Genomic DNA, 23,473 nt, shown 5'->3' on the forward strand with positions numbered 1-23,473 from the left:
ATCATGATCATCGGTTACTGCAGCTCGTCGAATCGGGCCGCGAGTTCGGCACCGGTCAAAGGTTCGCGCGCGACGACCAAGATGGTGTCGTCGCCGGCGATCGTGCCGACGACATGCGGGAGGGCGGCGCGGTCGATGGCCACCGCAAGGTAGTGCGCAGCGCCTGGAGGCGTGCGTAGCACTGCGAGGTTGCCGCTGGCGTCGCTGGACACCAGCAGCTCACCCAGCAGGCGGGAAAGCCGTTCTGTGCCACCGGAAACACCACGCACCGGGCTGCCGTCCTCGGGGATCACGTACGCGCCGGCGCCGCCGTCGGCACCACGCAGCTTGACCGCGCCCAGCTCCTCGAGGTCGCGCGACAACGTCGCCTGCGTGGCCTCGATACCCTCGGCCGCCAGTGCCGCGGCCAGCTCGCCTTGGCTGCTGACGGCACGGGACGAGAGAATCGCGACGATGCGCGCCTGCCGACCCGCGCGGGTGCTGCTGATCTCCGGTGCATTCATGAGCAGCGCTCCAGCAGCCAGACGAGCAGCGCTTTCTGGGCGTGCAGCCGGTTCTCGGCTTCGTCCCACACCAGGCTCTGGGGCCCGTCGATCACTTCGTCGGTGATCTCATAGCCCCGGTGTGCGGGAAGGCAGTGCAGGACAACGGCATTCGCATCCGCTATGGCGAGCAGCCTGCTGTCGATCCGGAACGGCTCGAACGGCCCGACGCGATCCAGTCCATCGGTCTCCTGGCCCATGGAAGTCCAGGTGTCGGTCACCAGAACGTCCGCGCCCTCGGAGGCGGCCGCCGGTTCGGCGGTCACGTGGACACTGCCACCGGTGTCGTGCGCACGTCCCTCCGCGGCGTCGACGATGCCGGGGTCGGGCTCGAATCCCGGCGGCGCGGCGATCGTGACGTGCATGCCCGCGGTCACCCCGCCGAGCAGCAGCGAGTGCGCCATGTTGTTGGCGCCGTCGCCGAAGTAGGCCAGCCGCAGTCCTTTCAAGCGGCCCTTGTGTTCTGCGACCGTCTGCAAGTCGGCCAGCACCTGGCAGGGGTGAAACTCGTCGGACAGCGCGTTGATCACCGGCACGGTTGCCGCCGATGCCATTGCGGTCAGCCGGTTCTGCCCGTACGTCCGCCAGACGATCGCCTCCACGTAGCGCGACAGCACCCGCGCGGTGTCCTCCAGCGTCTCGTCGCGGCCGAGTTGGGTGTTGCTCCCGTCGACGACGACGGCGTGGCCGCCGAGTTGGGCCACGCCGACCTCGAAGGAGAACCGGGTTCGCGTCGAGTTCTTGTCGAAGATCACCGCGACTCCGCGCGGCCCGTCCAGCGGGCGATGGCTGAAGGGGTCTTTCTTGAGTGCGGCCGCCAGCTCGAGCACCTCGGCCTGATCGGCCGGCGTCAGATCGTCGTCGCGTAGAAAGTGCCTGATGCCGCTCATGTCGACGCCTTGTCGAGGATTCCCGGCAACGCGCTGACGAACTCGTCGATCTGCGTTTCGGTGATGATGAGAGGCGGCGCCAGCCGGACGATGTCCGGCACCGGCGCGTTGACCAGGAACCCGGCATCTCGGGCTGCGGATTCCACCCGCTTGGACGCAGGCGCGGTCAACACCACGCCGCGAAGCAGTCCTCGGCCCCGAACGTGGTCGACCAGTGGATGATTCAACGATTCGATCCCGTGACTGAGTACCTTGCCCAACACGTCGGCGCGACCGACCAGGTCCTGCTCGGTGAGGGTCTGAAGCACCGCCAGGGCCGCCGCTGCGCACACCGGGTTGCCGCCGAATGTGCTTCCGTGCATCCCGGGCTCCATCAGCCGTGCTGCCGGTCCCACCGCAAGGCAGGCACCGATCGGCAAGCCGCCGCCGAGGCCCTTGGCCAACGTGATCACGTCCGGGGTGATCCCGTCGTGCTGGTGGGCGTAGAACGCGCCGGTGCGGCCGATACCCGTCTGCACCTCGTCGAGCACCAGCAATGCGCTATGGCGCGAGGTGATCTCCCTTGCCGCAACGAGATATCCCGCCGGCGGGACGACGACGCCGCCCTCCCCCATGATCGGTTCGAGAAATACCGCGGCGGTCTCGTCGGAGACGGCGGCGGCCAGCGCTTGGATGTCGCCGTACGGCACATGGCTGACGTCGCCCGGCAGGGGCATGAACGGCGCCCGCTTGGCGGGTTGACCGGTCAGCGCAAGTGAACCCATGGTGCGGCCGTGGAAAGCATCCTGCGCCGCAACGAGTTTCGTGCGGCCCGTGAGCCGCGACAGCTTGAACGCGACTTCGTTGGCCTCTGCCCCCGAGTTGCAGAAGAACACCTTCGTGTCGGCGTCGATGCCCAGCAGCCCGGCGAGGGCCTCCGCCAACGCGATTCCCGGTTCGTGCATGTACAGATTCGAGGTGTGGCCGAGCGTGTTCATTTGCCGGGTCACGGCCTCGATCACCGCCGGGTGGCGGTGCCCGAGCACATTCACCGCGATCCCGCCGAGCAGGTCGAGATAGCGATTGCCGTCGACGTCGGTGACGACGGCGCCGTCGCCGCTGGCCAGCGCAAGCGGCGGCGTCCCGTAGTTGTCCATCATCACGGCCTGCCAACGGGTTTCGAGGGTGTTCCCCCCCGAGCTTCGCTCGACCCCCTGGGCGCTCATGCCCTCACCACCTTGGTTCCGGTCCCCGCGTCGGTGAACAACTCGACCAGCACACAGTGTTCGACACGACCGTCGATGATGTGTGCGCTGGGTACGCCGGAGGCGACGGCCCGCAGGCACGCCTCGACCTTCGGGAGCATCCCGGTGTCCAGCGACGGCAGCAGTTGAGCCAGTGTGCCCGTGTCGATTTCGCTGACGAAGGAGTCGCGGTCGGGCCAGCGGGTATACAGCCCTTCCACATCGGTGAGCATCAACAGCTTTTCCGCTGACAGCGCCTCCGCGAGGGCGGCCGCGGCAGTGTCGGCGTTGATGTTGTGCACCACCCCGTCGACGTCGGGGGCGATCGTCGATACCACCGGAATACGCCCCGCTGCAACGAGATCCAACACGGCGGCGGTGTTGACTGTTGCCACATCGCCAACTAGGCCGATGTCGGTGGCGATCCCGTCGACGGTGACGCTGCGGCGCACAGCAGTGAACAAGTGTGCGTCCTCGCCGGTGATGCCCACGGCGTACGGCCCGTGCGCGTTGATGTGGTTCACTAGTTCCCTGCCGACCTGCCCGAACAGCACCATGCGGGCGACGTCGAGCACTTCAGGCGTGGTGACCCGGAATCCGGCCTTGAAGTCGCCAGCGATCCCGAGCCGTTTCAGCATTGCGCTGATCTGCGGACCACCGCCATGCACGACCACCGGGTGGATACCGCAATTGCGCAAGAACACCATGTCGGCGGCGAACGCCGCGCGCAGATGATCCTCGGTCATCGCGTTGCCGCCGTACTTGACCACGACGATCTTGTCGTGCAGCGCTTTCAACCATGGCAGTGCCTCGGCCAGCACCTGGGCTTTCACGTCGGCGGTGACGGCGGGCGCACTCATGAGCTGTAGGCCGAGTTCTCTTCGACGTACCCGTGTGACAGGTCCGTGGTGCGGATGGCCGCGACTGCACTCCCCGCGCCCAGGTCGACGGTCAGGTCGATGTCGGTCCCGCTGAGATCGACTTCGCGCGCGCGAGGCGCTCCGATGCCGTGCGCAAAGACAGCAAACCCGTTGAACGACACCGTGATCCGATCCGGATTCAATGGGACAGGTGCCATCCCGACGGCCGCGACAACTCTGCCCCAGTTCGCGTCGGAGCCGAACAAGGCGGTCTTGACCAGGCTGTCGCGGGCGATGACGCGCGCGACAGTCAGCGCGTCGTCCTCGGTTTCGGCGCCGGTGACCGTGACGGTGACGTGCTTGGTCACGCCCTCCGCGTCGGCCTGCAGTTGCGCGACGAGGTCGTCGCAGATATGAAGCAGCGCGTCGTCGAGCTCGTCTTGGCCGGGCTCGATCTCACTGGCACCGGAGGCAAGGACCAGGACGGTGTCATTGGTCGAGCAGCTCCCGTCGATGTCGAGCCGGTCGAATGTCATTGCGGTGGCTCGGCGCAACGCGGACTCGAGCGCGGTCGAGTCGGCGACAGCGTCAGTGGTGATCACGCACAGCATCGTGGCCAGCGACGGTGCCAACATCCCTGCCCCCTTGGCCATTCCGCCGACCGTCCAGTTTCCGGAATGATGCAACGCCGCCTGCTTCGGAACGGTGTCCGTTGTCATGATCGACCGCGCGGCGTCCTCTCCGCCCGTGATGCCGCCGGCCAGCTCGTGGACAACGGCACGCACGCCTGCCAACACCTTGTCCATGGGTAGCCGGTCACCGATCAATCCGGTGGAGCAGACGCCGATTTCGAGCGCTCCGGTCTCGGTGCCCCAGTCGGACAGGGCCTCGGCGAGGGCTTCCGCGGTGGCGTGGGTGTCCTGGAACCCGGGCGGACCCGTGCAGGCGTTGGCGCCACCGGAATTGAGAATGACGGCTCGCAGCCGCCCCGTGGTCAACACCCGACGCGTCCACAGAACCGGCGCGGCCTTGAACTGATTGCGGGTGAACACCCCCGCTGCCGTCAAGTCCGGTCCCTCGTTGACCACCAGAGCCAGGTCCAATGCACCGGAGGCTTTGATACCAGCGGCGATTCCCGCGGCGCGGAAGCCCGCGGGCGCGGTCACACCCTGTGTGCGGACGAGCCGCGTCTGCGCGGCAGGGGCGCACTGCCCGCTCCCGCGGGAGTCGGTCACGGCGCCAATCCGACCACCGACAGCCCTTCGGTTTCGAGCCAGCCGAGCGCGAGGTTCATCGACTGAATCGCCGCTCCGCCAGTGCCCTTGACCAGGTTGTCGATAGCGCAGACTGCGACGAACATCCTCGCGTCCTCGTCGACGGCGATCGAGATGTGCGCGGCGTTGCCCCCGACTACTGCTCCGGTGCGGGGTAGCTGCCCTTCGGGCATCAGATAGACGAAAGGCTCAGAGGTATAGGCTTTTTCATATGCTTCGCGCAACCGCGGGACCGTCGAGGCGGTGCGAGCGGTACAGGTGGCGAGAATGCCTCGCGACATCGGCACCAACACCGGCGTGAATGAGACCGATACCGCCCGATCGGTCAGCGCCTGCAGTCCCTGCGCGATCTCCGGAGTGTGCCTATGGGCGCCGGCGATGTTGTAGGCCCGCGCCGAGCCGATCACCTCCGTGGCGAGCAGGTCCGGTTTCGCCGTGCGGCCGGCCCCTGACGTGCCGCTCACCGCCACCACCGTGACCACGGGTTCGATCAGGTTCTCGGCAATCGCCGGAACCAGGGCGAGCAGCGCGGCGGTCGGATAGCAGCCCGGCACCGCTATCCGCCGCGCCCCGCGAAGGTGGTCGCGGTTGCCGGGCAGTTCGGGAAGCCCGTACGGCCACGCCCCGGCATGTGCCGAGCCGTAGAACCGCTCCCAGGCATCGGCGTCGGTCAGCCGGAAGTCGGCCCCGCAGTCGATGATCAGCGTGTCCGGGGCCAGCCGCTCAGCCAGCTCTGCCGAGTGGCCGTGGGGAAGCGCGAGGAACACGACGTCATGACCCGACAGCACCCGCGCATCGGTGGCCTCCAGCACACGCGAGGCCAGCGGCGGCAAGTGCGGATGATGATCGGCCACGGTCGTGCCGGCGTTGGTGGCCGCAGTCAGGGCGCCGATCGTCAGGCGCCCGTCGGCATAGGCTGGATGTCCGAGCAGAAGGCGCAGAATCTCCCCGCCCGCGTAGCCGCTGGCGCCCGCGACCGCGACCGTCGTCATATGACAAAGTCTGCATTATTATGCAATTGGGTGCAAATCAATTCCAGCCGCTGGAGGGGTTAGGCGCGCTGCACTGCGCCGACGGCGGCCGCAGCCTTCCGTATTCCGGCGTCGCGCGCGGCACTGGCCTCGTCCTCCGTCAGGGTGCGGTCGGCTGCTCGGAACCGCAGCGCCATGGCGAGGGACTTGTTGCCTTCGCCGATTTGAGGACCCGTGTAGACGTCGAAGAGGCGGATGTCTTCCAGCAGCTCGCCGGCGCCCTCGCGGAGCGCGTCGATCACCGCCTGCGCGGCGACATCGTCAGACACCACGAGGCTGACGTCCTGAAACACCGCCGGGAACGGCGACACCCTGGGCGCCGGCAGCGTCAAGGAGAGCGGAATCGCGTCGAGGTCGAGTTCCACGGCACAGGTGCCTTTCGGCAACCCACTGCGCTCGACGACCGCGGGATGCAACTGCCCCGCATGCCCGACCACGACGTTGCCGGCGAGAACCTCGGCGCAGCGGCCGGGATGCCACGGCAGATCGTCCGCAGGGCGCAGCGTCAGCTCCACCGCACAGGCTCGCGCGACAGTCCTCACCACCTCGAAGGCATCAGCGGCGTCGACGGACCGGCCAGGACCCCACGGCCCGCGTGGTTCGCGCAGACCGGTCAGCACGACGGCGACATGCTGGGGCTGATCCGGCAACGAGTCGTCCAGGATTTCGATCTCCTGCTCGGTCGGCCTGCGGTCGACGGGCAACGGCTCGACAGGGCGGGTGCGTGCGGTCGGAAGCACCACCTGCTCGATCGCGAACAGCGCAGCGTCCACCGCACCGCGAGAGACGTTGCGGCCCAGCGCCTCCAACAGTCCCGGAAGGAGCGTGGTGGCCAGTTCGGGGCGATCCGCTTCCAGCGGGTTGAGCACGCGCAACGTGTTTCGCCGCGGATCGTCGGCCAGCAGGCCCCACTTGTCGAACACGCCAGGGGGCAGAAACGGCGACGGCTTCACTTCCACGTAGCCGGACAACGCCAGCGACTTCCCGATCGCCCTGCGCCGCTGCTGAACTGCGCTGAGGCCGCGACCCGCCGGCGCCTGGGGCAGCACCGACGGGATGATGTCGAGGCCCTCCAAGCGCAGCACTTCCTCGACCAGATCGGCCGGCTGCACCAGGTCGGGCCGCCAGCTCGGCGGTGTGACGGCCAGTGTCGGCCCATGATCGGCGACAGTCGCGCCCACCTGTCCGAGGCGGCGCAGTGCTGTGCCCGCCGGATAGCCGACGCCAGCGGTCCGGTCGGGCAGGTCGGTGGTGAACTCGATCGTCGGCATCGACCAGTCGTCCCTGGGCGGGTCGCCCCGCCAGTCTGTCAGCGTGGGTTCGACTGTGCCGCTCGCGATTTCACTTAAGAACGTTGATGCTCGGTCGAGTGCGGCCACTGAGATGGCCGGGTCGACCGCTCGCTCGTAGCGCCGACCGGCCTCACTGCTCAGATGCAGCCGCCGCTGGGTGCGCGAGACCGCCGCCGGGTCCCAGACCGCGGCTTCGAGCAACACGTCGCGGGTGTCCTCACGCATCTCGGTGGTACCGGCGCCCATCACGCCCCCGATCGCCGCGGTCGCCGCGTCGTCGACGATCAGCACATCGGCGTCGTTGAGCTGTCTCGTAACGTCGTCGAGCGTGACGACCGTCTCGCCAGTCCGGGCAAACCGCACCCGGAAGCCCCCGGTGATCCGACTCAGGTCGTGGGCGTGCATCGGATGCCCGAGCTCGAGCATCACGTAGTTCGTGACGTCGACCGCCGGGGAGATGGCGCGAATGCCCGACAGCAGCAGTCGACGCTGCATCCACCACGGCGAGACCGCGCCGGGATCGATCCCGCTGACCGCGCGCAGGGCGAACCGGCGCACGCCGGTGCCGGCATCGATGGTCAACGGCCAGGCCTCCCCCTCGGCGGCCAGCGGCGGCACCTCGGCGGGGTCGACGAAGTCGAGGTTGTACGCGCATGCGATTTCGCGGGCCAGGCCTCGTACTGACAGGCAATAACCGCGGTCCGGGGTGATCGCGAGATGAAAGACGTAGTCGTCCAAGCCAAGCACGCGCGCGGCGTCGTCACCGGGTGAAGCCGTGCCCGCGGGCAGCACCAGAATTCCTGCGTGATCGGCTCCGAAGTTCAGTTCGGCCGCCGAGCAGATCATCCCGTCGGACGTGCGTCCGTACGTCGAGCGCGTCGCGATCGTGAAGTCACCGGGCAGCGTCGTGCCGGGCAGCGCCACCGCCACGAGGTCGCCGACCACGAAGTTCGTTGCCCCGCAAACGATGTCGCGGGGCGCAGACTCACCGACGTCAACCTTCACCGCACGAATCGGCTTCTTGAACTCCGTCAGCTCCTCGATCTCGGACACCCGGCCGATCGTCAACGGCCCCGAGACAGGTCCGACCGGGATCACTTCCTCGACCTCGTGGCCGATCCGGATCAGGGTCTGCTCGAGCTCGTCGGGCGACACGTCCCAGCCCGGCGCACCGACGCCGACCACGTCACGCAGCCAGCTGTACGGAACCCGCATCAGGTCCCAACCCCGAACGGCAGTGAGAAGCGGACGTCGCCTTCCACCATGTCGCGCATGTCCGGGATCCCGTTGCGAAACTGCAGCGTGCGCTCCAATCCCATCCCGAACGCGAATCCGGAGTACACGTTGGGGTCAATTCCGCAGGCGCGCAGGACATTCGGATGGACCATGCCGCAGCCGCCCCATTCCACCCAGCCGGCACCGCCCTTCTTGTTCTCGAACCAGACATCGACCTCGGCGGACGGTTCGGTGAAGGGGAAGAAGTGCGGGCGAAAACGGGTCCGGCCCTGTGAACCGAACTCCGCGCGGGCGAACGCATCCAGCGTGCCCCGTAGATGTGCCATGGTCAGGCCGCGATCCACCGCGAGCCCTTCTACCTGGTGGAACACCGGCGTATGCGTGGCGTCGAGTTCGTCGGTGCGAAACGTCCGGCCGATGGAGACGATGTAGACGGGCAGGTCGCGTTCGAGCAGCGCGCGGATCTGCACCGGCGACGTGTGAGTGCGCAGGACCTGCCGGGAGCCTTCGGGCGCGACGTGAAACGTGTCCTGCTCGCTTCGCGCCGGATGGTCGGGACCGAAGTTCAGCGCGTCGAAATTGAATTGCTCAGTCTCGACCTCGGGTCCCTCGGCCAGCTCCCATCCCATCGCGACGAAGGTGTCCGCGACGTGCTCCGCGAGGATGGTGATCGGATGGCGTGCCCCAATCGGCTGCCTGGTGGACGGCAGTGTGACGTCGATACGTTCGGCCACCAGCACCGCGGCATCGCGCTCGGCTCGCAAGGCTGCCAGCCGGTCGTCGTACCCCTGCTGCACCTCTGTGCGCGCGACGTTGACGCGGCGCCCAGCGTCAGCGCGTTGGTCCTTCGCAAGCGTGCCCAGTGCCTGCCGCGCCAGCGCGACGGGTGACCGGTCACCGAGGTGCTCGGTCTTCGCGCGCGCCAGAGCGTCGAGATCTGAGGCGAGATCGAACGCATGACGAGCCGCACTGACCGCTTTGGCCAGCGATTCTTCGGACAGGTCGGGCTGATCAGCCACCCGGCGATTCTAGGTGACGCCAGGTCGATCGCTATACCGGCACAGCGTCAGGCGCGGCGCTGACCGGCACGGGCTCGACCCGTCCGGCGCGCACACCCTCGGCCAGCCGGCGTGCGGTCAACGCGCCCACGGTTCCGACGATCGGCGCGATGACCACCGGCAGTCCCGTGTTCACCAGGACCAGGTAGCCGAATCCGACACCGATGACGAACAACGCGACGCGCACTTTCGTCCAGCGGGCGGGCCCGCCGAAACGCAGGGACACTGCCATCCCGAGGGCGAGTGCGACAACATGGCCGGCGTCGGTGAACCCGCTATCGGGAGATAACCCCACGATGCTGGTGCAGACGATCAGCGCGCCGATCGCGGCCCACCAGCCGATCCACGCGGGTCGCCAGCGGGTGGGGATGGCTGCGGTGAGCGCGCCGAGCACGGCTGCGGCGCCATAGCTGATCCCGACGTCGGTGGCCCGGACAACCGATACTGGCAGCCACCCGAAATCGACGGCGGCCACCAGGCCCATGGCGACGATCAACGTGGCTCCGACATGACCGATTGCGAATGTGATCAGCACGCGTCCGCTGCGCCAGAACAGCTCGGCGAGTGCGAGCAAACACACAAGCCCGGGTAGCCAAAACCACATCGGACCACTCGAGGTGACGAACGCGCTCCCGATCAGTGTGCCGAGCCGGCCATGGGCGAGGTTGTGCAGGTTCGTGCTCATGTGCCGGATGACGTGGTCCTGCACCCGCGGGCCCATGAGCAGCAAGGTGGTGCCGATGGTCAGCAGAGTCGCCGCGTACCCTAGCGTGACCTGGAGGCGGCGCACGGTTGACCACGTTCGCGCAAGCATTGACTCCACTATTCCTGTGGCGGGCTTTCATCTGTCGTACCGGTGGCTGGCAAGTCCCTGCGAGTTTCCAGGCGGTACATAGTGATATCGGGTGGTACCCCGCTCATGCGGTGCGAAAACACCGGCCGGCGCAACCGTTTCGGTGACACGCCGAAAGTCTCGAGCTCTTCTTCAGACAGACGATCCAGCGTGGCATCGGTGACGAGCACACCGCCTCTGCCGGCGTTCTCCATCACCCGCGCGGCGACGTTGACGTCCACCCCAAGCCAGTCCGACCCGATCCGCTGGGGGCGGCCAGTGTGGATGCCCACCCGCATCTCGGGTATATATCCTTCCACCGCAACGTCTTTCAGTGCCTCACGTGCCACGACGACGGCGGCGACAGCGGCGACCGGATCCGGGAACACCGCCATGATCCCGTCGCCCATCCGTTTGACCACCTGCCCGCCGGCCTGCAACATCGGCGGCTCGATCGTCTGGGCGACCTTCCTGAGCAGCTTGAGCGTCGCGTCGTCACCCACGCTCAGCGACCACGACGAAAAACCCACGAGATCGGTGAAGACGAGTGTCAGCTCATCGTCCGGGGGCTGACGGCCCATTCTGTGGCGCAGGGCGTCCCACACCTGCAGCGCGCCGAGACTGATTTCGCGCGATGCTGCGTCGCGATCGCCCAGCAGGCGGTCGGCTGCGCGGGCGGCCGCAGCCGGACCGCCGAAGCCGCTGGCGGACAGCCGGTCACCGAAATGCGGGTCGCCGGGCAGCGCCTTGCGCGCCCGGCGAATCGCGGCGATCACTCCGGGGCGGTGGTTCGCCTCGTCGAACCAGCCACGCTTCTGCGCATTGGCGGGCGGTGCATCAGACGCGCCGTCGACATCCCCGAGCTCGCCGGATCCATCGCCGGACGGCTCGACCTTCACAATCGCCACAGTAGAGGCCCCGTCTGAGAGCGGGCAATGTTGCGTGGACCTCATCGCCCGGTGTGCCCCGCTAAACCCGCTGATCACAGCGCTGCAGCGGAGCGGTCGCCGGCAGGTAACACCCTCCCCCGACACGCTCGACAGTTGTAGACAACGGGTGTTGTCAACATTATTCTCAGTGCACTGCCACCGAGGGAGGAAGCGTGAGCCGGCCATCGACGACCACCGCCGCACAGCGACCACTGCGGCAACAGGCCGGCGCGCCGCTCGGACCGGATTCGCTGACGTGGAAGTACTTCGGCGATCTGCGGACCGGAATGATGGGCGTCTGGATAGGTGCGTTACAGAACATGCACCCGGAGCTCGGGGCCGGCGTTGAGGAGCATTCGATTCTGCTGCGCGAGCCTCTGCAGAGAGTCGCCCGATCCGTCTACCCGATCATGGGCGTGGTGTACGACGGCGATCGCGCGTCTCAAACCGGCGATCAGATACGGGGTTTCCACAGGACCATCAAGGGTGTCGACGCGGCCGGTCGCCGCTACCACGCGCTGAACCCCGAGACGTTCTACTGGGCGCATGCGACCTTCTTCATGCTGGTCCTCAAGACCGCCGAGTACTTCTGTGGGGGCCTCACCGAGGCTGACAAACGTCAGCTGTTCGACGAACACGTGCAGTGGTACGCCATGTATGGCATGAGCATGCGGCCGGTGCCGAAAACCTGGGAGGAGTTCCAGGCATACTGGGACCGCATGTGCCGCGACGAGCTGGAGCTCAACCAGGCGGCCATCGACATCTTCCAAATCCGGATTCCCAAACCAAAATTCGTGCTGGTGCCCACGCCTTTGTGGGACCAGCTCTTCAGGCCGCTGGTTGCCAGTCAGCGCTGGCTCGCCGCCGGGCTCTTCGATCCGGTCGTGCGCGAAAAAGCAGGCATGCGCTGGACGGCCGGCGACGAAGTGTTGCTGCGGCTGTTCGGCAAGGCTGTCGAGATCGCGTTCTGGGCAGTGCCCGACGAGATCCGTCTGCACCCACGTGCGTTGACCGCCTACCGGCGGGCTGCGGGCAAGCTCCCTCCCGATGGGCCGCTCGTCGAAGCGCCGGCATTGATGGCGCCCCCGCGCGACCGGCGCGGGATGCCCATGCACTATTTCCCGCGGCGCAAGACGCTCGCTGAGCGCGCCGGTGCTCTTGTGCACACCACGTTCTCGCTAGCCGGGCTGCGGCCGGCAGGTGGGCGCGGCCGGGCCGCCTAGACGGCAGGCGCTAGAACGTCCAACTGCCCTCGGGGCTCAGCACGAACCCGTGCTGTTTGCCTACGTTCCAGGATTCGACATTGGTCGTGCCGGGCAGCACGCCCCAGCATGCCGTCGCGGCGACAGATGCTTTGAAGGTGTAGGTCATCCGGCACCGATAGCCGGCGGGCGTGACGAATTGAACGCCGGTCGTCGAGTACGCGGAATACGTTGTGTAGTCCTTGTAGTTCGCCTCAGTGAACCCGCTCAGATCCGGAAACGGTCTGGGATCTGCCTTTGCTATCGGCACGGTGAACCCGGCGACCGCGATCAATGCCGCACTGACGATGCTCGCACGGTGACCACGCTAGGCATCTCGCTGCGCCCGGGCGCTTTGATACAGGCAGATGGCGGCCGCGGCGGCCACATTGAGGCTCTCGGCTCCACCGGGCATCGGGATGCGCACACGCGCGTCTGCCATCGCGGCGACATCGGGTCTCAACCCGTGGGCCTCGGACCCGAACAACCATGCGACGCAACCCGACACGTCAGCGACGTCCAGGGACACCTCACCGTCGGCTGTGGTGGCCAGTATTCGCAAGCCCGCTTCAGACAACGCCGTGACGGCTGCCACGGCATCCGATTCGACGACGAGCGGAACAGCGAACACGCTGCCGGCCGAAGCGCGCAGACACTTGGCGTTGTACGGATCGACGCTGTGGCCCGCCAGGATCACCGCTTCTGCTCCCATCGCGTGCGACAGGCGGATCACCGTGCCGGCGTTGCCGGGTTCTGACAGGTCGACGGCGGCCACGGCCAGGCGCGGGCGGGTGGCGACGACGTCACGCCACGCCACCGCGACCGCCTCGCACACCGCGACGAGACCGACCGGAGTCACTGTGTCCGACAACCGTTTCGCCGCCCGCTCCGTCACACGATGCACGGGGACGTCGGCACCGGCCAGCAACGCAGCGAACCGCGCGACCGCAGGCTCGGTGACGAAAACCTCGCGGACTGCGCCGTGGCGCAGTGCAGCCTCGACCAGATTCGGCCCCTCGGCGAGGAACTGGCCGGCCCGCTCGCGGGCAACGTGCCGGTGCAGCTTGGCCGCGGCCGCGACCCGTGACGAACTCTCGGTGAGGAGTCCCGGGCTGGTGGCCAGTCTTACGCGGCCTCTCCCGAATCGGGATTCGACGGCGCATTGACGTCCTCCGGCAACGCTGCCTTCGCGACAGCGACGAGTGCGCCGAAGGCGCCCGGGTCGGTGACCGCGATCTCCGCGAGGTTCTTCCGGTCGACGTCTACACCGGCGGCCTTGAGGCCCTGAATCAGGCGGTTGTAGGTGATGTCGTTGGACCGTGCGGCAGCGTTGATCCGAGAGATCCACAGCTTGCGGAACTCGCCCTTGCGGGCTCGCCGGTCACGGTAGGCGTAGTTCAGCGAATGAAGTTGTTGCTCTTTGGCTTTGCGGTACAGGCGTGACCGCTGGCCGCGGTAGCCCTTGGAAGCCTCAAGGACGGTGCGCCGCTTCTTGTGGGCGTTGACCGCCCGCTTTACGCGTGCCATGGCTTGTTATTCCTTATCTCGTTCGTGCAGTAGTGAGTCGGCTCAGCCGTTGAGCAACTTCTTGATGCGCTTGGTGTCCTTGCCCGACACCGTCACTCGGCCTTCGAGGCGACGCATCCTCTTTGTGGGCTTGTGCTCAAGCAGGTGGCGGCGGTTCGCCCGTTGGCGTACCACCTTGCCGGTTCCGGTGAGCCGGAACCGTTTTGACGCACCACTGTGCGACTTGGCCTTCGGCATGTTATTTCCTCAGTTCTCAGTTCTGTTCAGGGCTGGTGGTCTCGGGATTGCCAGCGGCGCTGTCCGCTTCTGCCCTTCGCGTAAGCGGCTCATCGCTGCTGTTTGCTCTTCGCGCAAGCGGCTCATCGCCGCCACTGGCTTGCTGCGCCGCCTTCGCCCGAGTCTTCGCGCCGCGGTGTGGCGCCAGCACCATCGTCATGTTGCGTCCGTCCTGCTTGGCCGACGTCTCGACGAAGCCGTAGTCGGCGACGTCGGCGCCCAGCCGCTGCAGAAGCCGGTAGCCCAGTTCCGGGCGGGACTGCTCGCGTCCGCGGAACATGATCGTGACCTTGACCTTCGACCCAGCTTCGAGGAAACGCACAACGTGTCCCTTCTTGGTCTGATAGTCGTGGTCGTCGATCTTCGGACGTAACTTCTGTTCCTTGACGACGGTCTGCTGCTGGTTCTTGCGAGACTCGCGCTCCTTCAGAGCCGTCTCGTACTTGAACTTGCCGTAATCCATGATTTTGCAGACCGGCGGTCTGGCGTTCGGAGCGACTTCGACAAGATCGAGATCGGCGTCAGCGGCGACGCGAAGGGCGTCTTCGATGCGCACGATCCCTACTTGCTCACCGCCGGGTCCGATCAGTCGGACCTCGGGGACTCGAATGCGCTCGTTGACGCGGGTCTCAGTGGTGATGGGGCCTCCCTGGGTTGGTAATAGTGCTGCGAGGCGTTCACGAGTCGCAGGACAGCAACGGCAGGCCCAGGGCACTCCATCAGCAAAAAGGCCCCGCGTAGCGCGGGGCCCGATACCGACCGATCGCGGCCAACGCCGCCCGCGCGTAACGCGGAAACAACCCTCGAGGGGGCCGATGACCGGACCGCTGAGCCGATGTGGCCAACGGTGGGAGCGGGACTCCACTTGCTGTCCCTGACACACTCAGGAACGGTCGCCGTGCCAGTCTAGCAGGCATGACCGACGGGAATCGCACGCGAGAGCTGGCAGAGATCCCGGCCGTCGAGGTGATCACCCGGGCCGCGGTAATGATCATGAGCGCCGCGGCCGAGAAACTCGGACTGTCCTCACCTGACCCGGCGACAAGTCCCTACCGCGACATGGACGAGGCTCGTCGGTTGATCACCGGACTGGCCGGCCTGGTGACCGCGTCGGCCGAATATCTCGGACCGCACGCCGGTCCCCTGCGTGACGGTTTGACCTCCCTCCAACGTGCGTTCCGCGACTACAGCTCCACCCCCGACGACGTCGGCGCTGGCCCAGGCGAGAAGTACACCGGCCCAGTGGGCTAACCCGTGTCCAAGGGTGAGCGAATATCCTCGCGGCTAATGACCGCGATCGACACACGGCCGTCCACACGGCTCTCCTGGGTCCCGGCGGCGGCCGGCTGGATCGTCGGCGTCATCGCGACGCTCTCGCTGCTCGCCAGCCTGTCCCCGTTCCTGCGCAACGTGATCAAAATGCCGCGGGAGTTCATCGACAACTACATCTTCAACTTCCCGGACACCAGCTTCGCGTGGTCGTTGGTGCTCGCCCTGCTCGCCGCCGCGCTGGCAGCCCGCAAGCGGATCGCGTGGTGGATCCTCCTGCTCAACCTCATCTTCGCCGCGGGCTGGAACGTCGGGGATCTCGCGTCCGGTGAGGACAGCCCCGCCGAGCAGTTCGGTGACACGTTGGGGCTGGTACTGCACCTCGCTGCGGTCGTGGTCCTCGCAGTGGCCTATCGCGAGTTCTACGCCCGGGTTCGACGCGGCGCGTTGCTGAGGGCGGCCGGTGTGCTAGTCGCGGGCATGGCCATTGGCACACTGCTGGCGTGGGGGTTGCTCACTGCGTTCCCGGACAGCCTGCCTGCCGACGAACGGCTCCCGTATGCGCTGAACCGGGTGAGCGGATTCGCCCTTGCCGACCCCGCGCTGTTCACGGGCCACCCAGGGTTTGTGCTCAACACCTTGTTCGGCTTGTTCGGCGCCGTCGCGCTGGTAACCGCCGCGGTCGTGCTGTTCATGTCCCAGCGCGCCGAAAATGCTCTGACGGGCGAGGATGAGTCCGCGATCCGCGGCCTGCTCGAGGTATACGGGAAGAACGACTCTCTCGGATACTTCGCGACGCGCCGAGACAAGGCCGTCGTGTTCGCCGACAGCGGGCGCGCCGCGATCACCTACCGGGTCGAGGTCGGCGTCTGCCTTGCCAGCGGCGACCCGATCGGGGACCCGCGGGCATGGCCTCAAGCGATCGGCACGTGGCTGCGGCTGTGCTCGGCGTACGGATGGGCGCCGGGCGTGATGGGGGCCAGTGCTGTTGGTACCGAGGCGTTTCGCGCGGCTGGGCTCAACGCACTGCAGCTTGGCGACGAGGCGATCCTGTACCCCGACCGGTTCCGGCTGTCCGGGCCGAGCATGCGGGGGGTCCGTCAGGCCGTCACCCGCGCGCGGCGGGCCGGCTTGACCGTACGCGTCCGGCGCCACCGCGACGTTTCGGCCGACGAGATGGCGCTGGTGATCCAGCGTGCAGACGCTTGGCGCGACACCGGTGCCGAGCGCGGGTTTTCGATGGCGCTTGGTCGCCTGGGAGATAGCGCGGACGGCGACTGCCTGCTCGTCGAGGCCGTGAAGAACGAGACCGACGTCGTCGCGATGCTGTCGCTGGTCCCGTGGGGCGGCACGGGCGCGTCGTTGGACCTCATGCGCCGCGCGCCGAACTCGCCCAACGGGACCATCGAACTCATGGTCAGCGAGCTCACTATGCAAGCGGAAAGCTTTGGGGTGTCGCGTATTTCGCTGAACTTTGCGATGTTCCGCGCCGCGTTCGAGGCCGGCGCCCGGCTAGGTGCCGGCCCGGTTGCCCGGCTCTGGCGGGGTCTGCTGGTCTTTTTCTCACGCTGGTGGCAGCTGGAGACGTTGTACCGGTCCAACATGAAATATCAGCCCGAATGGGTACCACGGTTTGCGTGCTACGAGGATGCGCGGCTGATTCCCCGGGTGGGCGTGGCGTCCGTGATCGCCGAAGGCTTTCTCGTGCTGCCGTTTTCGCGGCGCAGCGAGCAACACACCGGCGTGCATCCAGCGGTGCCAGAAGCTGTCATGGCCAGTGGCGTCTTGCATCATGACGGCACCGCTCCCGACCTCAGCCGGTTAACCGAAGGCGCCGTCGCGATCGACACCCCCGCGGCGAGGGTGCCCGACCAGGTTCGCGTCCGAATGGCAAAGCTGAGGACGCTGGTATCGGGCGGGGTCGATCCCTACCCCGTCGGCAAATCCCCCAGCCACACGATCGCAAAAGCTCTTGATGAAGTCGACGACGTCGCCGTCACCGTGTCTGGCCGGGTGCTGCGAATCCGCGACTACGGCGGTGTCCTGTTCGCCGACCTGCGTGACTGGTCCGCGGATGTGCAGCTGCTGTTGAGCAATTCGGACCTCGCCAGCGGGTCGACCGCAGACTTCACCGCGGCCATCGATCTGGGCGACCTGATCGAAGTCACCGGCACGATGGGATTCAGCAAGAACGGCACCCGGTCTCTGATCGCCCGCAGCTGGCGCCTCATCGGCAAGTGCCTGCATCCGCTGCCCGACAAGTGGAAGGGGCTCGCGGACCCCGAGGCACGTGTGCGTGCCCGCTACGTCGACCTCGCAGTCAATTCCGATGCGCGCCGATTGATCACGGCCCGCAGTCAGGTGTTGCAAGCAATTCGAGAGACGTTGCTGGGCAACGGTTTCATCGAAGTCGAGACGCCGATATTGCAACAGATCCACGGCGGTGCCAACGCACGCCCGTTCCACACCCACATCAACGCCTACGACCTCGACCTGTATCTGCGTATCGCGCCCGAGCTCTACCTGAAACGGCTCTGCGTCGGCGGCGTCGAGAGAGTCTTCGAGCTGGGACGCGCATTTCGCAACGAGGGCGTGGACTTCAGCCACAATCCTGAGTTCACTCTCCTGGAGGCCTACCAGGCGCACGCGGACTACATGACGTGGGTCGACGGTTGCCGCGAGCTGATCCAGAACGCGGCGTTCGCGGCCAACGGCGAGCAGGTAATCATGCGACCGCGCGACGACGGCACCTTGGCGCCCGTCGACATCTCCGGCGGCTGGCACGTGATGTCCGTGCACGACGCGGTGTCCGAAGCGCTCGGCGAGCAGATCGACGAGCACACCGAACTCCCAGTCCTCCGGCGGCTCTGCGACGGCGCACAGATCCCATACGCGATGCACTGGGATGCCGGTGCGGTCGTTCTCGAGCTGTACGAGAGGCTCGTCGAGCACCGCACGCAGGCGCCGACGTTCTACAAGGACTTCCCGACGTCGGTGTCGCCGCTGACCCGCCCCCACCGCAGCCGCCCTGGTCTTGCTGAGCGGTGGGACCTCGTGGCGTGGGGGGTCGAGCTCGGCACCGCCTACAGCGAGCTGACCGATCCGGTGGAGCAGCGGCGGCGGCTGCAGGAGCAGTCGTTGCTGGCCGCAGGCGGCAACCCCGAGGCGATGGAGCTGGACGAGGACTTCCTGCGCGCCATGGAATATGCGATGCCGCCGACCGGCGGCCTCGGAATGGGCGTCGACCGGGTGGTGATGATGATCACGGGCCGCAGCATCCGCGAGACACTGCCGTTCCCGTTGGCTAAGCCTCGCTGAGTCGGCGCCGATTCGGCGCACAATGGGTTCCATGTCGCGGTTGCGCCGGGCTCTGTTCGCCCGGCATTCCAACCCGTGGAGCGCCTGGACCCGACTGGCAAGCGCCCCATTGGTTCTCGTGCCTGTGTGGACACTTCGACGCTGCCATGCCGTGCTCGTGGGCGCGTGGCTTGTGGCCAACCCCGTGGTCTTTCCGGAACCTGCCTACGCGGACAATTGGGCAACGCGGGCGATCTTGGGCCAGGAACTGTGGATCACGCACCGCCCTCGGGACGCCGCCTTAGCCGTCAGCGCCGCCGGATCGGCAGCCGCCGTCTACGCACTCGTCGCCGCCCACCGGCGGCAACTCCGACACGCCGCGGTGGGCGTCGCCGCACAGATGGCGTTCACACTCGTCTATTGGGAGTTGATGGCGCGCTACCTGGATCGTCATCGAAAGTGCGGTTAGACCCGGGGTACCGTTGCGACATGCCCGACGAGCAACCAGTTTCGGAGACTGCGACGCCAGCGCCGACCTCCGCGGCGCCGGTGCCAGCGCCCGACGTCGACCCCGGATACAGCTCGTCGGGGGTGCCGACGTACGAATCGGTCCGCGACAAGATCGAAGGCCGCTACACCACCTCGCTGGGGTCGGCGGAGCTGGATGCGGAAACACCCGAAGGCCGCACGGTCGAAGAGCAGTACGAGGCGCGCCAGCGCGCGGCGGCTGAACGCCTTGCCCAGATCCGCGAGTCGATGAAGCCAGGGCACGACGACAGCTAGCTCGGTGCGCAGATTCTCCGTCGATGAGCGCCGCGCGCGCCTGGCCCGTCGCCACTTTCTCGCAACAGAACCAGGCCGTAGCCCCGTCGCGGCCGTCACCGCAGCCCTGGTGGGCCTGCACGCCACCGATCCTGCGACGCCGTACCTATCCTTATGGGCGCGGGTACCCGGCTTCACTGTCGCGGATCTCGATCGGCAACTATACGAAACACGTTCTGTGATAAAGCATCTCGCAATGCGACGCACGTTGTGGCTGGTGCGGGAAGAAGACCTGCCTGCGATTCAGTCCGGTGCGAGCGATCGCGTCGCGGACAACGAGTGGCGGCGGCTCGTCGCCGACGTGGAAAAGGCCGGCGTCGCGACCGATGGCGGCAGATGGCTGGACCGCGCAGGCGAGGCGGTAATGCGCCACCTCGCCGAGAACGGCCCGGCGAGCGCAACAGACCTACGTAAGGCGTTGCCCGAGCTGGACGGCAAGTACGATCCCGCGCCCGGGAAAAGTTGGGGCGGCGAAACACATTTAGCACCAAGGGTATTAACAGTGCTCTCAGTCCGGGGCCACATTGTGCGCGGGCCCAACGACGGGGGGTGGACGCTTTCGCGCCACCGATGGGTCAGACATCAGGATTGGCTCGGCGCCGCCGGCGAAGCGACGGCCGCCGAGCCAGCCAGGGCGGAATTGCTCCGGCGGTGGGTTCGCGCGTTTGGCCCGGCCACGGTCGCGGACATCAAATGGTGGTTCGGCTCGACGCTGACGGCCGCGCGCCAGGCCCTGCGCGACTGTGACGCAGTGGAGGTCGACCTCGACGGCGTTATCGGATACGTGCTGCCCGATGATCTGGACGACGAGCCCGACGTGGAACCGTGGGCCGCCCTGCTGCCCGGACTGGACGTGACAACCATGGGCTGGGCCGATCGTCGGTGGTATCTCGGCCCATATCGCACAAGCATTTTCGACGGAAATGGCAACGCCGGCCCGACCGCGTGGTGGAACGGGCGCATTGTCGGCGGGTGGCGTCAGAACAGCGACGGACGGGTCGAGGTGCAGCTGCTCGAGAATCCAGGAAGCGAGGCCAAGCGAGCGTTACGGCAGCGCGCCGACGAACTCTCGACCTGGCTCAACGGTGTGCGAGTAGCCCCGAGATTCCCGTCGCCGCTGTCGAAAGTGCCCTGAGCGCGTTAGGCGTGGTCGGCCACCGGCACAGCGACAGCACGAGTCGGTGCCCCCCTTGCCACTACGACGGGCATGGACGTACACGCGTCGGTTTGAAGGATCGTGTGTACCACCGAGATCAGGTCTTTGACCGGCATCAGCTCTCCCGGCATGCACCCCCGTGAGAGCCACAGCGGGTAGTTCTCCATGGTCAGCTCGCGGTCCCAGCCGGCGTTGAATCCAGTTTGCGAGTCGCCTTCTCCGCCTGCGCATTCCCCGACGATGAGGTTCGTGAAACCGATATCCGGGTGTTCGGCGCGCCACGCCTCGATGAGCCGTTCAAGCGCAGCCTTGGTCACCCCATAGGCTCCCAGCCCCGGCCACGGCGGCCCATAGGTGCCGGCGTCAGACGAGAGGTACACCACCTTGCCCGCCGAAGCTGTCAGGTGCGGGATTGCCGCAGCGGTCGTGAGGGCAGCCCCCATGACGTTGGTGTCGAACACCCGCCGCCACGTTTCGGCGTCGGTTTCCACGAGTCGCTTAAGCGGCCCGATCGCCGGCGTGTAGACCAGGTTGTCGATACCGCCCAGCGCCTCCGCGGCTGAGCTGATGGCTGAACCAACAGAGGCCTCGTCGGTGACGTCGCACTCGACCGCAACCGCGTCGGGGCCCGCCTCTTTCGCGGCCGCCTCGATACGCTCACGGCGCCGCGCGAGGAGTGCCACCCGTTCGCCGCGCTCGGCCAGGCCTAGAGCGATGCAGCGCCCAAGCCCGCTCGATGCTCCGATTACTACTGTTTTTGACATATCCCCTCACCAGTCGATCTCGCAACGGTATGGCTTTCGGTGGGAACCTATCGCTATCGGGTGCTGCGCGGACAAAGGGGGCTCAATCTGCGTCATCTGCCTCGCGCCGGTCCATCGTGTGCTGTGATGTGCTGAGACCGACGATTTCTTTCGCGGGACTTGCGTTCACGATCGCGACAGGATGCGAAATGAAAGTGATCACGCAGCCAGGGGTCGGGAATCGTGCGGTCACGTTCGGATTCGCTCTCGCGGTGGCGGTCGGCGTATTGGTCGGGTGCGGATCCGAGGGTGACGGGCGATCCACAGACCGGCGCGACGGCCCAACCTCTGACTCTGGCGGATCCCCTAACGGCGGGGAGCTCCCGCCGCCCACTCAAATTGAACTTGACGGCAGAGACTACGACCGATACACGATCGCTTGCTACGACGGATCGATGTCCGCGTGCGACTGGCTCACCGAGTTGTACGACAACCGCCCCGCATGGCACGGTCCGCTGTGGTGGTGGGCCTTCAACTGCGGCGGCCGCATCGATCGTCAGCCGCAACACACGCGTGTGCAGGATCCGGAATTCGATCCGACCTGCGTCCAGCTTTTTCCGGGACACGATTAGTCTCGGTGGCGAATCGCCTGCTAGGCACTGACCTTGCCGCGCCGCCGCGACACCGACGGCCGCGGTAGGCCGAGCGTGTCGGCAAGGAACTGTCCGGTGTAGCTCTCCGGCATCGCCGCGACGTCCTCCGGTGTGCCCTGCGTGATCACCTCGCCTCCGCCGGCACCGCCTTCGGGGCCCATGTCGATGATCCAGTCGGAGGTCTTGATGACGTCCAGGTTGTGCTCGATGACGATGACCGTGTTGCCCTTGTCCACCAGGCCGTTGATGACGCCCAACAGCTTGCGGATGTCCTCGAAATGCAGGCCGGTGGTGGGCTCGTCGAGGATGTACACGGTGCGGCCCGTTGAGCGCTTCTGCAACTCCGACGCCAGCTTGACCCGTTGCGCCTCACCTCCGGACAACGTCGGCGCGGGCTGCCCGAGCCGTACATAGCCGAGCCCCACATCAACCAGTGTCTGCAAATACCGGTGGATCGACGTGATGGGCTCGAAGAACTCAGCGGCTTCCTCGATCGACATGTCGAGGACCTCGGCGATCGTCTTGCCCTTGTAATGGACCTCGAGCGTCTCCCTGTTGTACCGGGCGCCGTGGCACACCTCGCACGGGACGTAGACGTCAGGCAGGAAGTTCATCTCGATCTTGATGGTGCCGTCCCCCGAGCACGCTTCGCAGCGGCCGCCCTTCACGTTGAATGAGAACCGGCCCGGTTGGTAGCCACGGACTTTCGCCTCCGTGGTGGCGGCGAACAACGTGCGGATCTTGTCGAACACCCCGGTATAGGTGGCCGGATTCGACCGCGGCGTGCGGCCGATCGGCGATTGATCGACTCGAACCAGTTTGTCCACCTTGTCCAGGCCGGTGACCCGGGTGTGCCTGCCCGGAACCTGCCGCGCGCCGTTGAGCTTGTTGGCCAGCACCGACGCGAGGATGTCGTTGACCAGGGTGGACTTGCCCGACCCCGAGACCCCGGTGACGGACGTCAGCACACCCAACGGAAACGACACGTCGATCTCGCGAAGGTTGTGCTCCCGCGCGCCGATCACGCTCAACTGCCGGCGCCTGTCCCGCGGACGGCGAATCACCGGCACCTCGATGCTCTCCTTGCCGGACAGATACGCGCCGGTGATCGAGTTCTTGTTCCGCAGCAGGTCGTCGTAGGTGCCGCTGTGCACGATCTGCCCGCCGTGCTCGCCTGCCGCCGGGCCGATGTCCACCACCCAGTCGGCATGCGCGATGGTGTCGAGGTCGTGCTCGACCACGATCAGTGTGTTGCCCAAATCCCTTAGCCGCAAAAGTGTTTCGATCAGTCGACGATTGTCGCGCTGGTGCAGTCCGATCGA

24 protein-coding genes are annotated in these 23,473 nt (G+C 66.8%); 7 read left to right on the forward strand and 17 right to left on the reverse strand.

Annotated features, from left to right (window positions below; translation table 11 throughout):
- Positions 1–14: 14 nt before the first annotated feature.
- Genes QOH60_RS07235 through QOH60_RS07280 form a run of 10 tightly spaced genes read right to left on the reverse strand, consistent with a single transcriptional unit; the run spans position 15 to position 11,137 of the window.
- Positions 15–503, reverse strand: a complete 489-nt coding sequence (locus QOH60_RS07235; protein WP_526418632.1) for an arginine repressor — start codon at positions 501–503, stop codon at positions 15–17.
- A complete protein-coding gene (argF, locus tag QOH60_RS07240) occupies positions 500–1,432 on the reverse strand; it encodes an ornithine carbamoyltransferase (protein ID WP_526418634.1) in 933 nt (310 codons plus the stop codon). The genes QOH60_RS07235 and argF overlap by 4 nt, the downstream gene beginning before the upstream one ends.
- Positions 1,429–2,637: an acetylornithine transaminase gene (locus QOH60_RS07245; protein ID WP_526418636.1), complete on the reverse strand. Its 1,209-nt coding sequence runs from the start codon at positions 2,635–2,637 to the stop codon at positions 1,429–1,431. The genes argF and QOH60_RS07245 overlap by 4 nt, the downstream gene beginning before the upstream one ends.
- Positions 2,634–3,515, reverse strand: coding sequence for an acetylglutamate kinase (gene argB, locus QOH60_RS07250; RefSeq protein WP_526418638.1), 882 nt, complete (start codon positions 3,513–3,515; stop codon positions 2,634–2,636). Before argB ends, QOH60_RS07245 begins: the two co-directional genes overlap by 4 nt.
- The gene (gene argJ, locus QOH60_RS07255) at positions 3,512–4,750 is read right to left on the reverse strand and encodes a bifunctional glutamate N-acetyltransferase/amino-acid acetyltransferase ArgJ (protein WP_526418640.1); all 1,239 of its coding nucleotides are present in this window, start codon (positions 4,748–4,750) and stop codon (positions 3,512–3,514) included. The genes argB and argJ overlap by 4 nt, the downstream gene beginning before the upstream one ends.
- Complete coding sequence (argC, locus tag QOH60_RS07260) at positions 4,747–5,781, reverse strand: N-acetyl-gamma-glutamyl-phosphate reductase (protein ID WP_526418642.1); 1,035 nt, start codon at positions 5,779–5,781, stop codon at positions 4,747–4,749. The genes argJ and argC overlap by 4 nt, the downstream gene beginning before the upstream one ends.
- 59 nt (positions 5,782–5,840) lie before the next feature.
- The gene (gene pheT / locus QOH60_RS07265) at positions 5,841–8,327 is read right to left on the reverse strand and encodes a phenylalanine--tRNA ligase subunit beta (protein WP_526418644.1); all 2,487 of its coding nucleotides are present in this window, start codon (positions 8,325–8,327) and stop codon (positions 5,841–5,843) included.
- Positions 8,327–9,367: a phenylalanine--tRNA ligase subunit alpha gene (pheS, locus tag QOH60_RS07270; protein WP_526418646.1), complete on the reverse strand. Its 1,041-nt coding sequence runs from the start codon at positions 9,365–9,367 to the stop codon at positions 8,327–8,329. The genes pheT and pheS overlap by 1 nt, the downstream gene beginning before the upstream one ends.
- A 31-nt stretch (positions 9,368–9,398) precedes the next feature.
- Positions 9,399–10,220: a rhomboid-like protein gene (locus QOH60_RS07275; RefSeq protein ID WP_526418648.1), complete on the reverse strand. Its 822-nt coding sequence runs from the start codon at positions 10,218–10,220 to the stop codon at positions 9,399–9,401.
- A gap of 8 nt (positions 10,221–10,228) precedes the next feature.
- The gene (locus QOH60_RS07280; RefSeq protein ID WP_526418650.1) at positions 10,229–11,137 is read right to left on the reverse strand and encodes an adenylate/guanylate cyclase domain-containing protein; all 909 of its coding nucleotides are present in this window, start codon (positions 11,135–11,137) and stop codon (positions 10,229–10,231) included.
- Positions 11,138–11,379: 242 nt separating this feature from the next.
- Here QOH60_RS07280 and QOH60_RS07285 point away from each other — a divergent pair, with 242 nt between their 5' ends.
- Positions 11,380–12,390, forward strand: a complete 1,011-nt coding sequence (locus tag QOH60_RS07285) for an oxygenase MpaB family protein (RefSeq protein ID WP_526418675.1) — start codon at positions 11,380–11,382, stop codon at positions 12,388–12,390.
- A gap of 10 nt (positions 12,391–12,400) precedes the next feature.
- On the opposite strand, the gene QOH60_RS07290 is transcribed toward QOH60_RS07285, so the two are convergent.
- Genes QOH60_RS07290 through infC form a run of 5 tightly spaced genes read right to left on the reverse strand, consistent with a single transcriptional unit; the run spans position 12,401 to position 14,851 of the window.
- Positions 12,401–12,703: a hypothetical protein gene (locus QOH60_RS07290; RefSeq protein ID WP_526418652.1), complete on the reverse strand. Its 303-nt coding sequence runs from the start codon at positions 12,701–12,703 to the stop codon at positions 12,401–12,403.
- Between the two features lie 33 nt (positions 12,704–12,736).
- The gene (locus QOH60_RS07295) at positions 12,737–13,531 is read right to left on the reverse strand and encodes a TrmH family RNA methyltransferase (protein WP_526418677.1); all 795 of its coding nucleotides are present in this window, start codon (positions 13,529–13,531) and stop codon (positions 12,737–12,739) included.
- A 2-nt stretch (positions 13,532–13,533) separates the two neighbouring features.
- Positions 13,534–13,935: a 50S ribosomal protein L20 gene (rplT, locus tag QOH60_RS07300; RefSeq protein ID WP_526418654.1), complete on the reverse strand. Its 402-nt coding sequence runs from the start codon at positions 13,933–13,935 to the stop codon at positions 13,534–13,536.
- A 42-nt stretch (positions 13,936–13,977) separates the two neighbouring features.
- Entirely contained in the window at positions 13,978–14,172 is a 195-nt protein-coding gene (gene rpmI, locus QOH60_RS07305) for a 50S ribosomal protein L35 (RefSeq protein ID WP_526418656.1), read from the reverse strand.
- 16 nt (positions 14,173–14,188) lie between these two features.
- Positions 14,189–14,851, reverse strand: a complete 663-nt coding sequence (gene infC / locus QOH60_RS07310) for a translation initiation factor IF-3 (protein ID WP_526418679.1) — start codon at positions 14,849–14,851, stop codon at positions 14,189–14,191.
- 275 nt (positions 14,852–15,126) lie between these two features.
- Here infC and QOH60_RS07315 point away from each other — a divergent pair, with 275 nt between their 5' ends.
- Genes QOH60_RS07315 through QOH60_RS07335 form a run of 5 tightly spaced genes read left to right on the forward strand, consistent with a single transcriptional unit; the run spans position 15,127 to position 20,734 of the window.
- Positions 15,127–15,462, forward strand: coding sequence for a DUF1844 domain-containing protein (locus QOH60_RS07315; RefSeq protein ID WP_526418658.1), 336 nt, complete (start codon positions 15,127–15,129; stop codon positions 15,460–15,462).
- 36 nt (positions 15,463–15,498) lie between these two features.
- Positions 15,499–18,798 (forward strand): bifunctional lysylphosphatidylglycerol synthetase/lysine--tRNA ligase LysX, encoded by a 3,300-nt coding sequence (gene lysX / locus QOH60_RS07320; RefSeq protein ID WP_526418661.1) that lies wholly within the window; start codon positions 15,499–15,501, stop codon positions 18,796–18,798.
- Positions 18,799–18,829: 31 nt separating this feature from the next.
- A complete protein-coding gene (locus tag QOH60_RS07325; protein WP_526418663.1) occupies positions 18,830–19,246 on the forward strand; it encodes a DUF6653 family protein in 417 nt (138 codons plus the stop codon).
- Positions 19,247–19,266: 20 nt separating this feature from the next.
- Positions 19,267–19,560 (forward strand): hypothetical protein, encoded by a 294-nt coding sequence (locus tag QOH60_RS07330; RefSeq protein WP_526418665.1) that lies wholly within the window; start codon positions 19,267–19,269, stop codon positions 19,558–19,560.
- 4 nt (positions 19,561–19,564) lie between these two features.
- Positions 19,565–20,734: a DNA glycosylase AlkZ-like family protein gene (locus QOH60_RS07335; RefSeq protein ID WP_526418667.1), complete on the forward strand. Its 1,170-nt coding sequence runs from the start codon at positions 19,565–19,567 to the stop codon at positions 20,732–20,734.
- Positions 20,735–20,739: 5 nt separating this feature from the next.
- Here QOH60_RS07335 and QOH60_RS07340 read toward each other — a convergent pair whose 3' ends face one another.
- Positions 20,740–21,519, reverse strand: coding sequence for an SDR family oxidoreductase (locus QOH60_RS07340; protein WP_526418669.1), 780 nt, complete (start codon positions 21,517–21,519; stop codon positions 20,740–20,742).
- A gap of 188 nt (positions 21,520–21,707) precedes the next feature.
- Between QOH60_RS07340 and QOH60_RS07345 the strand changes: the two genes are divergently transcribed.
- Positions 21,708–22,130 carry a hypothetical protein gene (locus QOH60_RS07345; RefSeq protein WP_526418671.1) on the forward strand — a complete coding sequence of 141 codons (423 nt, stop codon included), beginning with the start codon at positions 21,708–21,710 and terminating at the stop codon, positions 22,128–22,130.
- Between the two features lie 20 nt (positions 22,131–22,150).
- Here the strand turns inward: QOH60_RS07345 and uvrA are convergent.
- Positions 22,151–23,473, reverse strand: a 1,323-nt coding sequence (gene uvrA / locus QOH60_RS07350; RefSeq protein WP_526418673.1) for an excinuclease ABC subunit UvrA, incomplete at its 5' end; no start/stop codon positions are given.

The organism is Mycobacterium sp. (genome assembly GCF_032159765.1).
Lineage (GTDB): Bacteria > Actinomycetota > Actinomycetes > Mycobacteriales > Mycobacteriaceae > Mycobacterium.